The sequence below is a fragment of the Hyalangium sp. genome (assembly GCF_035629615.1).
GTDB lineage: Bacteria > Myxococcota > Myxococcia > Myxococcales > Myxococcaceae > Hyalangium.
Genome location: NZ_DASPHO010000689.1, coordinates 1 through 10491 on the forward strand (window position 1 = coordinate 1; position 10491 = coordinate 10491).

Here is a 10491-nt window from a genome sequence, read left to right on the forward strand (position 1 = left end):
TCGATGGCACGGAAGGCCATGCAGCAGGCGCTGAGGCGCGCTGGGCTCTCCGCGCGGGATATCGGCTACGTGAACGCCCACGGCACGGGCACGCCGCTCAATGATCCCGCGGAGGCCCGAGCCATCCGTGAGGTCCTGGGCGACGTGCCGGTCAGCTCCATCAAGGGGGCGGTGGGACATCTGATGGCGGCCTCGGGAGCGGTAGAGATCGCGGCCTGCTTGCTGCCGTTCCAGCGTGACTGCCTGCCAGGGACGGCGCACCACCGGGAGCGCGATCCGGAGTGTGACAGCGACGTGATCGGCGAGAGCCCGCGGGAGGCAAGGGTGGACGCCGTGCTCTCGAACTCCTTCGGGTTCGGAGGGCAGAACGCAACCATCATCCTCGGGCGAGGGACATGAGCGCGGACGTCCTCGGCTGGGCCTGGCGCACGCCGCTGGGAGACTCGGTGGACACCGCCGTGAGCCGGCTCCTGGCCGGAGAACGCGCCGCGACAGACACGCTCCGCTTCGAGACCCGCACGTACGCCTGCAGGCTGGGGGCACCGATCCTCTCGGTGCCGCAGCGCTCGAAGCACGCGCGCTTCCTTCGGAGGATGGGGCTCTTCGGACTGGAGGCCGCGCACGCGGCACTCCAGCAGGCCCGTGCTCATGGCTGTGAGGTCTCGGGGGAGCGGCTGGGAGTCTTCTGTGGCTATGGCGGGCTGCGCGCCCACTGGGACGACATGATGGAGGGGCTCTCGGCGCAGCAGCCGGAGCAAGGCGGGACGTGGGAGCGCGGCCTCAAGCGCATCCACCCGTACTGGATGCTCAAGCACCTCTCCAACAATGCGCACGCGCTCCTGGCGGCGGACCTCTCTGCACGAGGGGATGGAGCCACGTATGGCGGCGCCACAGCCGGAGCCCAGGCGCTCTCGGCAGCCATCCGGTCGCTCGAGGCGGGGAGCATCGATGTGGCGCTGGTGTTCGCCTATGACTCGCTCCTCGAGCCTGAGACGTTGGTGGACCTGGCCGCGCGAGGGGCGGCGACAACCGGGGACCTCGCGAACCTGGCCGCTCCCTATGATGTCCATGCGCGCGGCTTCGTGCCTGGGGAGGCCGCTGCGGCGCTCGTGCTCCAGCGTCCTGGCGCAGCGGGAGCGCTGGCGTCCATTGCCGCCGCAGATGGGGCAGACGGCCAGGCCTCGGATCCCAGCTCGGAGACACTCGCCGCCGTTGCATCGCGCCTCACCCAGGGGGACACCGTCGTCGACGGCTCCGCCCGAGCCCTCCCCGCTGTGGATGCGGCAGAGAGGAGCATTCTGGCGCCACTGCTCGGAGGTGGTGCACGGCTCACGGCGGTACAGTCAGCCTTCGGGCAACTGGGAGCAGCGACAGCGCTGGTCCAAGCCATCGCGCTGGCGAGCTGCCTGCGGAGAGGCGTGCTGCCTCCCATTGCCGGGCTGCGTGAGCCTGCGGAGGGACCGCTCGTCCCAGTTCGAGAGCCAACGCCCACGGAGGCGCAGTCAGTGCTGGCCCTCTCCACGGGGGCCCCTGGGCTGGCAGGGGCTGTCCGGGTCCATGATCTTGGCCGCACCAGGAGGTCTTCAGTTACGGGTTAATCTGAAATGACGGCTGTCTTGTCGGCGCTAGCGCTAGGATGACGCGCGTCTCACCCCCCCAAGGAGCCGAACATGATGAAGCATTGGCTGAGTGGAGCGTTCCTCGCGGTTGCAGTCGCAGTGAGTGCCTGTGGCGGCACGATCGAGGCGGATGAGTCCGAGCTGTCGTCGGCCCCTGAGAGCGTGGCGTCGGAGCCAGGAGAGGTAGACCAGATGCTCCCGCAGTGTGACACCGAGGGCCGATGCCCTGTGGGGTACTACTGCGTGGGCGGGCCGGGCGGAATCTGTCGCCGGGGTATCATCGAAGTGATGGCCCCTCTGTGCAACTCCCAGGGCCAGTGCCCGGCGGGGTACTACTGCTTGGGCGGGCCGGGCGGAGCTTGCCGCAAGGCGCCCATCGAAGTGCTGTCCCCTCTGTGCGGCCCCCAGGGGCAGTGCCCGGATGGCTACTACTGCTTGGGCGGGCCGGGCGGAACCTGCCGCAAGGGCATCATTCACAAGCAGTGATCTGCCAACCTCGAACCCCGCTAGTATCAGGGGGTGATCGCGCCGCAAGGTGAAGCATGAGCGAGGCAGGCGTGGCGCTGGTGACGGGCGGCTCGCGAGGCATCGGCCGAGCCGTCGTGCTGGAGCTGGCCCGGCGTGGCTACTGGGTGGGCATCAACTTCCGCGATCAGGAACAGCGCGCAGCCGAGGTGGCGAGCGAGGTGGAGGCGCTCGGCCAGCGGGCGCTCCTGCTGCGGGCGGACGTCACGGATGCCGCCCAGGTCGCCCGCATCTTCGAGGAGGCGGAGCGTAAGCTTGGTGCCATGGACGTGCTCGTCTGTTGCGCCGGCATCACCCGGGACACGCTCCTGGGCGCAAGCACCCCCGAGGATCTCGAGGCCGTGCGCGCCGTCAATCTGGACGGAGTGGTGAACTGCTGCCGCGAGGCGACGAAGCGGATGATCGGACGGCGGCGGGGCTCCATCGTGGCGCTCTCGTCCGTGGCGGGACAGCGGCCCGGGCGTGGCCAGAGCCTCTACGCCGCCACGAAGGGCGCGGTGGAGTCCTTCATCCGGGCCCTGGCCGTGGAGCTGGCGCCGAGGAACATCCGGGTGAACGCGGTGGCCCCCGGTGTCATCGAGACGGAGATGACGCGGGACCTCCTCTCGCTGGCGGCCGAAGAGGTGAAGCGGCGCATCCTAATGCGGCGTCCAGGGCGTCCCGAGGAGGTGGCGAAGGTGGTGGCCTTCCTGACCTCCTCGGATGCCAGCTACGTCACCGGCCAGGTGTGGAACGTGGATGGAGGGTTCAAGCTCGAATGAATGGCGAGTCCTTTCTGGATCTCCTCGCTCATCGCAGGAGCGTGCGAGCCTTCACGGCCCAGCCTGTGCCTCGCGAGGTGCTGGAGCGGCTGATGCAGGCGGCGGTGACGGCCCCGTCTCCCACCAACCGCCAGCCCTGGCGGTTCGCGGTCGTCACCCAGGCCTCCCTCCGGCAGCGCATCACCGAGGCCGTCCGCACCCGGTCCGAGGAGATGAAGGCCATCATCCGCCAGGGGCACCACGCGGAGGACTTCGGCCAGTACGGGGACTTCTTCCACGAGCCCCTCTCCACCGCTGCGGCCATCGTGGTGCCGCAGTACCGCGTCTATCCGGACCTGATCGCCAACCTCGTGGCCTCCGGGGGAGGGGACCCGACGGAGTTCCACACCGCCGCGTCGATGCAGGCGGAGCTCTGCTCGACGAGCGCCGCCTGCATGGCCCTGCTGCTCCAGGCCCTGTCCGAGGGGCTGGGGGCCTGCTGGATGTCCGGGCCGATGATCGGGCGAGACGAGATCCAGAGGCTGCTGGACATCCGCGAGCCGTGGAGGATGGTGGGAGCCATCGCGCTGGGCTACCCGGACGAGCATCCGGTGAAGCAGCCTCGCAAGCCCCTTGCGCAGGTCGTGACGTGGTTCGAGGATGGCGCCGAGCCGCGGGAGGCCCAGACATGACCGCCGCAGTCGCAGCCCCAGGGGACGAGGTCCAGAAGATCGAGCAGCAGGTCCGGGAGGTGGTGGCCGAGGCGCTGGCCCGGGAGCTCTCCGAGGTAAAGCTCGAGACCCTCCTGATGGGGGACCTGGGGGCCGAGTCGCTCGACTTCCTGGACATTGTCTTCAAGCTGGAGCGAGCCTTCGACATCCAGATCACGCGCGGAGAGATGGAGCGCGCCGCGCGCGGCAGCATGTCGGACGAGGAGTTCTCGCCTGGGGGTGTCATCTCCGAGGCGGGGCTGGCGAGGCTCCGGGAGCTGATGCCAGAAGCGGCGCAGCACATCCAGCCTGGGCTGCGGCCCGCGCAGATCCTGAGCCTCTTCTCCGTGCGGACGTTCGCGAACCTAGTGCTCGCCAAGCGCCAGGGCCAGAGCGTCTGAGGGCACGGCCGGGGGCCAGAGGCCGGGAAACCGTCAGCTCTGCGTGACGCGGACCGTGGTTCGCATCTCGCGGCCCGTGGCCGGATCCCGCGCTCGCATCGTGAGGATCCCTTCGATGCTCACATCGAAGGTGATCTCCACCTGCACCTTCCCGGCCTTGTCCGTCCGGATCCCCGAGAACGTGAACTCTCCCAGCAGCTCGTTGTTCACCACCATCTCGTGGTCGCCCTGGTAGATGCGCATGGCGAGCTCGGTCTGGTTGTCGATGCTCGTCGTCGCCACCAGCTGCTTGGCGTTGGGGATGGGCGCGTTGCGCGGGAACACCGTGTGGAACGCGCCGCCCGCCTTCTCCAGCCCGATCGCCATGGGGATCACGTCCAGCAGCTGGATGCGCAGGTTCGTGTCGTCCTGCAGCGAGTGCGCGTAGAGCGCCGCCCCGATCGCCACCGCCTCGTCCGGGTGCACGCCCTTGCTCGGGGGCCTGCCGAAGAACTTCGTCAGCCGGTCCTGCACGATGGGCATGCGCGTCTGCCCACCCACCAGCATCACCTCGTCGACCTCCTTCGTCGACAGCCCCGCGTCTACCAGCACCCGCGCCACGATCTGCAGCGACTTGTCGATCAGGTGGCTGGTCAGCATCTCCAGCATCTTCCGCGTGAACTTCATCTCGATGTTCAGCGGCTGGCCCTGCGCCGTCATCGTGATGAAGGGGATGTTGAAGGGCACCTCCTCGCGCGCGGAGAGATCGATCTTCGTGCGCTCGGCCAGGTCCTTGATGCGCTGCATGGCCACCGGATCCGTGGCCAGGTCGATGCCCGTCTTCGCCGCGAAGTCCTTGAGGACGTGGTGGATGATGGCGTTGTCGAAGTCGATGCCGCCCAGGAAGATGTCGCCGCCGGTGGACTTCACCTCGAAGACGCGCTCACGGATCTCGATGATCGACACGTCGAACGTGCCGCCGCCGAGATCGTAGATGACGACCTTCTCGTTGAGGTTCTTGCCCACCCCGTAGGCCAGGGCGGCGGCGGTGGGCTCGTTGATGATGCGCACCACATCGAGATCGATCAGCTTGCCCGCATCCTTCACCGACTGGCGCTGCCGATCGTTGAAGTACGCCGGCACCGTCACCACCGCGCGCTTGATGGGGATCTTCAGGTAGTTGGAGGCGACGTCCCGGATCTTATTGAGGAGCTTGGCGCTGATCTCCTGGAGCGAGAACTCCTTCTTCCCCACGTCCAGGACGACGTCGTTCTTCTTGCCGGGGCGCATCTGGTACGCCACGACCTTCTTCATCGAGTCGACGATGTCACTCTTGAAGCCGCGGCCCACCAGGCGCTTGGCGCCGTACACGGTGTTGCGCGGGTTGAGCTGCCACTGGCGCTTGGCCTCGTAGCCGATGAGCTCGTTGCCCTTGTCATCAATCGCGAAGATGGAGGGGATGGTGTAGTCGCCCCCCTTGTAGGGGATGAGCTTCACGTTCCCGCTTTCTTCGACATAGGCCGCGCACGAGTTCGTCGTGCCGAGGTCGATGCCGATGATGGGCTCCTTCTTTTGCATCGCGTGTGGACTCCCAGGGGAGGAGAACGGGGCCAGTAGACGCTATTTCACCAGGAACGCGCCCGCGAGTAAGCATCCAGGTAGAGCGTCAGCCCGAGCAGGTTGGCGCCCCCCACGTCCAAGAGGTCTTCGGAGGTAGTAGGAGCCGAAAGATCCATGGCCACTATCTCGGCTGTCGCTGATTCCTGGCTTGCCGGGTCTTCCTCAACTCCAAGCGGAGCGTCCGGCAGGCGGAGGGGAGGCTGGCCCTGCACGAGCGGCAGGAGCACCACGTGCCGGCTCCGAGCGCCCGTGAGGGTGATTCGGGCCAGCTCGGCACCGGCCTGGGCCAGCGCCGTCCACCGCGCAGCAGAGGGAGTGAAGGTGCGCTGGGCGACGGCGTAGGAGGCAGCCGGCATGGGGAGGAAGGGGGGGACGACGACTTGGGTGGGCAGAGAGGAGCCGCGGATGAGCCGACCTGTGGTGTCGCCTCGGGCCTCGGCGATGCGGGTGGCGAACACCCAGAGGCCAGGGGTTCCGAGCTCCACGCCGCCGTAGGGCGCTCCGCTGCGCAGCAGAAGGGGGGCCAGCGGCCGCGTCCCGTCGGGCGCAGGAGCGCCGCCGGTGCGCGAGGAGAGTCCCAGGGGAGTGAGGCCGGCCTCAGCGGAGAGCTCCACTGCGCCGGCCACGGCGGTGTCGAGCCCCGCGGGCAGCCGGGGAAGCACCACCTCCGTGCGGCGGAGCTGCTCTCGGCGAGGGCGGTGGGAGAAGCCGGGCAGGCCGAAGTAGTCCGGCACCTCCTCGGGGCCTTGAGGGCAGCGCGAGGCGTCCGAGCAGCGGCCGTCCCCGTCCAGATCCGAGGTGTCCGGGACGCGCGGCCGCAGGGGAACAGGGGTGAAGGCCTGGAGCGCGTAGTCCATGGCCCCGGTGTAGGCCAGCAGCTCCGTGGAGCCGAGGTTCGCGGCCAGGGCCAGCTCCATTCGTCCGGCGAAGGCCACCGCGGCGCGGCGCCCCGGCTGCCCAAGCCCCAGGGAGCGCCTCTTGAGCTCCACAGGCGCTCCGAAGCCGGAGGCGGCGTAGGCCACGGTGCTGCCCGGCAGTGGCACCGCCTGAGGCAGGCCGGGCACGGTGACGAAGAACGTCTCCCCCAGCAGCGTGGCGAGGTCCAGGTCCGGCACGTCCCCGGCGGACAGCAGGGAGAAGCCGAGCCACAGCGGACCGGTCGAGTGGACCTCGGAGAACTGGATGCCGGCGTTGAAGCCCGCAGCCCCGTGCAGCGGGTTCTCGCCGAGGGGCAGCAGCATGTCCCGCACGCCGGTCGCCGCCACGGAGACGCGGTCATAGCGGGGGTAGCCATCCGACCGGAGCTCGAGCGAGGCGGCGGAGAAGCTCGCGGTGGCACCCGTGAAGGAGTGGAAGGGGGCCGTGCCGCTCGCGTCGGTCGTCACCGTCACGGGGGCAGGGCAGGGCGCGGTGGCAGGAGGAGCGTCACAGCCGAGCACCTCCACCCCGCTCAGCGGGCGGCCCGTGGCCAGATCCACCACGGTGACCCGGCGGCCCTCGGCGAGCGCGGGGAGGATCGTCAGGGTGGCCTCGACGGGCGTCACACCCGGGTTGGAGACACCCGCGCGGACGCGCACCGTGCCGGCCCTCACCGCCGTCACCTCGCCCGAGGAGCTCACGGTCGCCGCGTCGCTCGGAGCCCCGTTGACGTCCACCACCGAGTAGCTCCCGGGGATGAACGGGAAGCTCTCCCCGGTGAAGGTGAAGGCGACGAGGGAGAGCCTCACCGAGCCGCCAGCGACCAGCACCGCCGCGCGAGGGCTGAGGGAGAGCGTGGAGAGCTCCGAGGCCGCGGGGGCGGACCGGCATGCACCCTCCGTGCACGCCTGGCCAGAGGGGCAGTCGGCATGGCCGCGGCAGCCGCCGGGAACGCACCTCTGCGCCACGCAGAGCTGTCCGGCGGGGCATGAACCTCCCGTGGAACAGGCCGTCGAGGGCTGGCAGTACCCCTGCTGGCAGAAGGCCGGTGCGGCACAGTCCTCGTCGATGAGGCAGCGCGGCAGCTCCTGGCAGATCTTCAGCGCACAGTCGAAGCCGGGCGGACAGCTGCTCGTACCGAAGGCCCGGCAGTCCGTGTTCTCCGGGCACTCGGCGCGGGACTGGCACGTGCGGTACTCCAGGCAGCGGCCCGTGGTGGCGCTCGTGCAGTACTGGCCTGCCGGGCAGTCCGCGAGCGTGGCGCAGTCGGCGCGAGCGCACAGGCCCGCCTCGCAGAGGAGCCCCTGCCCTCCACACGAGACGTCGTTGACACACCGGCGCAGGCAGGCCCCGCTCTGGCAGACGAACAGCAGGTTGGCCACCTGGGGATCCACCCCCGGGGCACAGCTCGCGGCGGTGGTACAGGCAGGCAGACAGGCGCCCTGGGTCACCTCGCAGCGCAGCCCGGCCGGACAGTCCGCATCCCCGGTGCACCGGCCGCGATCCTCACAGCGGCCCTGGCGGCACAACTGGTTGGTGGCACAGGCCGCGTCCGAGCCGCACAGGCACCGCCCGTCGGGCGAGCACGTGAAGCCCTGCGCACAGTCGGAGGTGGCGGTGCACTCAGGCCGGGTGCCGCAGGTGCCCGCCGAGCAGGCCTCGTCGGCAGGGCAGTCGGTGTCATCCAGACACATCGGCCCACACCCACCAAAGCGGCAGCGGCCGTCGGGGCACTCCGCGTCCGTGACGCAGGGGGCCGAGGAGGCAGGCGGGCACCCGGAGAGCGTAGCCACCAACAGAAGTGCAAGCAGGGCCCTGGACATCCGTCGCACCGAAGGGAAAGTTCCTGTGTTCTACCGAGCGATGGCGGTGGCTCGGTGGCGTGGCTAGATAGGCCAGGACTCAAGCACAGAGGAGAGACGACGTGGAAGCCAGGCGCTACCTGCAGGACATCGGGGGTCAGGTGTCCGCGGACTTCGTCAAGAACAGGTCCATCCTGTCCTTCGAGGAGTACGTCACCCTCTTCTTCACCGATCCGAGGCACCAGTCGCGCAACGCGGCCCAGTACCTCCACGACGTGATGGACCACTACGGCACGGAGCAGGTGCCGCACCCTACGGGAACCATCCGGCGCTTCAAGGTCTTCGACGTGCCCTCGAGTGATCGGGATGGGCGGGTGGCCGGCCAGGAGGAGGTGCAGAACGCCATCTACCGGCTGCTGGGCAACTTCGTGCGCGCCGGACGCATCAACAAGCTGATCCTTCTGCACGGCCCCAACGGCAGCGCGAAGTCCACCCTCGTCAACGCGCTCAAGGCGGGCATGGAGGACTACTCGCAGCAGCCTCAGGGAGCGCTGTACCGGCTGGGCTGGGTCTTCCCCTCGGAGAAGCTCATCAAGGGCTCCATTGGCTTTGGCGAGCGTGTGCCCCCCACGACGGGCGAGGTGACGACGTTCGCTCACCTCGAGGCGGAGTCCATCGACGTCCGGATGCCGTGCGAGCTGAACGATCACCCGCTCTTCGTCATTCCGCCGCCCGAGCGCCGCAAGCTGCTGGAGTCGGCGCTGAAGAAGAAGGGCCTGGGCAGCGGGGACGGCGAGACGGGCGACTTCATCCTCTCGGACTACTTGCGGGACGGGGAGATGTGCCACAAGTGCCGGCGCATCTACACGGCGCTGCTCGCCTCGTACGCGGGGGACTACCTCAAGGTCCTGCGCCACGTGCAGATCGAGCGCTTCTACATCTCCCGGCGCTACCAGGTGGGCACGGTGACGGTGGAGCCGCAGATGAGCGTGGACGCCATGGCCCAGCAGATCACCGCGGATCGCACGCAGCTCAACCTGCCCGCGGCGCTGCACGGGGTGGTGCTCTTCGAGCCGCACGGCCCGCTGGTGCACGCCAACCGCGGGCTGATCGAGTACGCGGATCTGCTCAAGCGCCCGCTGGAGGCCTTCAAGTACCTGCTGGGCTTCAGCGAGACGGCGCAGGTGCCGCTCGAGCCCTTCGTGCTGCTGCTGGACGAGGTGCTGATCGCCTCGGCCAATGAGAAGCACCTGGGGGCCTTCAAGGAGCTGCCGGACTTCGCGTCCTTCAAGGGCCGCATCGAGCTGGTGCGGGTGCCGTACCTGCGCCGCTACAAGCTGGAGCAGGAGGTGTACGACGCGGAGATCACGCGGACATCGGTGGGCAAGCACGTGGCGCCGCACACCACCGAGGTGGCGGCCATGTGGGCCGCGCTCACGCGGCTGAAGAAGCCGATCCCCGAGCGCTATGCCCAGGACGTGAAGGAGCTGGTCGATCACGTCACCCCGATGGAGAAGATGCACCTCTATGAGGAGGGGCGGGCGCCGGCGCGGCTGAGCCTGGCGAACACGAAGGAGCTGAAGAAGCTGCGCACGGAGCTGTACGAGGAGTCGGACGCGTACCCGAACTACGAGGGGCGCTCGGGGGCCAGCGCGAGAGAGATCAAGACGGCGCTCTTCAACGCGGCGCAGAACTCTGACTACAAGTGCTTGAACCCGCTGGCGGTGTTCGAGGAGCTCCTGGCGATCTGCCAGGACAAGAGCGTCTTCGAGTTCCTGCAGCAGGAGGTGGTGGACGGCTACCACGATCACGAGGAGTTCGTGCGCTCGGTGGAGGGCCAGTACCTGGATCTGGTGGACTCGGAGGTGCGGGACTCGATGGGGCTGGTGTCCGAGGGCCAGTACCGCGAGCTGGTGGAGCGCTACATCCAGAACGTGAGCCACTGGGTGCGCGGGGAGAAGATGCGCAACCGGGTGACGGGGGAGATGGAGCGCCCGGACGAGCAGCGCATGACGGAGCTGGAGTCGATCGTCATGCCGAAGGGGGAGGATCCGGGCGAGTACCGGCGGGGGCTGATCACGAACATCGGCGCGCACCGGCTGGACAACCCGGACGTGGCGATGGACTACCCGAGCATCTTCCCGGACATGTTCAAGCGGCTGAGGGATCACTACTTC

At 68.8% G+C, this 10491-nt stretch carries 8 protein-coding genes and 1 pseudogene; 7 read left to right on the forward strand and 2 right to left on the reverse strand.

Annotation, left to right across the window (positions count from 1 at the left end; all coding sequences use genetic code 11):
* From VD972_RS34590 to VD972_RS34615, 6 genes and pseudogenes are all read left to right on the forward strand, one after another.
* Positions 1–399: pseudogene (locus tag VD972_RS34590) on the forward strand (beta-ketoacyl-[acyl-carrier-protein] synthase family protein); the annotation flags it as partial.
* Positions 396–1598: a beta-ketoacyl synthase N-terminal-like domain-containing protein gene (locus VD972_RS34595; protein WP_324993077.1), complete on the forward strand. Its 1203-nt coding sequence runs from the start codon at positions 396–398 to the stop codon at positions 1596–1598. The pseudogene VD972_RS34590 and the gene VD972_RS34595, both read left to right, overlap by 4 nt.
* Before the next feature lie 72 nt (positions 1599–1670).
* Positions 1671–2105 carry a hypothetical protein gene (locus tag VD972_RS34600; RefSeq protein WP_324993078.1) on the forward strand — a complete coding sequence of 145 codons (435 nt, stop codon included), beginning with the start codon at positions 1671–1673 and terminating at the stop codon, positions 2103–2105.
* Between the two features lie 56 nt (positions 2106–2161).
* On the forward strand, positions 2162–2905 hold the full coding sequence (locus VD972_RS34605) for an SDR family NAD(P)-dependent oxidoreductase (RefSeq protein WP_324993079.1): 744 nt from the start codon (positions 2162–2164) through the stop codon (positions 2903–2905).
* Positions 2902–3576, forward strand: a complete 675-nt coding sequence (locus tag VD972_RS34610; RefSeq protein ID WP_324993080.1) for a nitroreductase family protein — start codon at positions 2902–2904, stop codon at positions 3574–3576. The genes VD972_RS34605 and VD972_RS34610 overlap by 4 nt, the downstream gene beginning before the upstream one ends.
* The gene (locus tag VD972_RS34615; RefSeq protein WP_324993081.1) at positions 3573–3995 is read left to right on the forward strand and encodes an acyl carrier protein; all 423 of its coding nucleotides are present in this window, start codon (positions 3573–3575) and stop codon (positions 3993–3995) included. Before VD972_RS34610 ends, VD972_RS34615 begins: the two co-directional genes overlap by 4 nt.
* Positions 3996–4028: 33 nt before the next feature.
* Here VD972_RS34615 and VD972_RS34620 read toward each other — a convergent pair whose 3' ends face one another.
* Positions 4029–5552: an Hsp70 family protein gene (locus VD972_RS34620; RefSeq protein ID WP_324993082.1), complete on the reverse strand. Its 1524-nt coding sequence runs from the start codon at positions 5550–5552 to the stop codon at positions 4029–4031.
* A gap of 47 nt (positions 5553–5599) precedes the next feature.
* Entirely contained in the window at positions 5600–8206 is a 2607-nt protein-coding gene (locus tag VD972_RS34625; protein WP_324993083.1) for a hypothetical protein, read from the reverse strand.
* Positions 8207–8436: 230 nt separating this feature from the next.
* Between VD972_RS34625 and VD972_RS34630 the strand changes: the two genes are divergently transcribed.
* Positions 8437–10491, forward strand: a 2055-nt coding sequence (locus tag VD972_RS34630; protein WP_324993084.1) for a serine protein kinase PrkA, incomplete at its 3' end; no start/stop codon positions are given.

Bases quoted from the DNA above. Each gene is read 5' to 3' on its own strand.
- VD972_RS34595 (WP_324993077.1), top strand. From the start codon at position 396: ATGAGCGCGGACGTCCTCGGCTGGGCCTGGCGCACGCCGCTGGGAGAC.
- VD972_RS34600 (WP_324993078.1), top strand. From the start codon at position 1,671: ATGATGAAGCATTGGCTGAGTGGAGCGTTCCTCGCGGTTGCAGTCGCA.
- VD972_RS34605 (WP_324993079.1), top strand. From the start codon at position 2,162: ATGAGCGAGGCAGGCGTGGCGCTGGTGACGGGCGGCTCGCGAGGCATC.
- VD972_RS34610 (WP_324993080.1), top strand. From the start codon at position 2,902: ATGAATGGCGAGTCCTTTCTGGATCTCCTCGCTCATCGCAGGAGCGTG.
- VD972_RS34615 (WP_324993081.1), top strand. From the start codon at position 3,573: ATGACCGCCGCAGTCGCAGCCCCAGGGGACGAGGTCCAGAAGATCGAG.
- VD972_RS34620 (WP_324993082.1), bottom strand. From the start codon at position 5,552: ATGCAAAAGAAGGAGCCCATCATCGGCATCGACCTCGGCACGACGAAC.
- VD972_RS34625 (WP_324993083.1), bottom strand. From the start codon at position 8,206: ATGTGTCTGGATGACACCGACTGCCCTGCCGACGAGGCCTGCTCGGCG.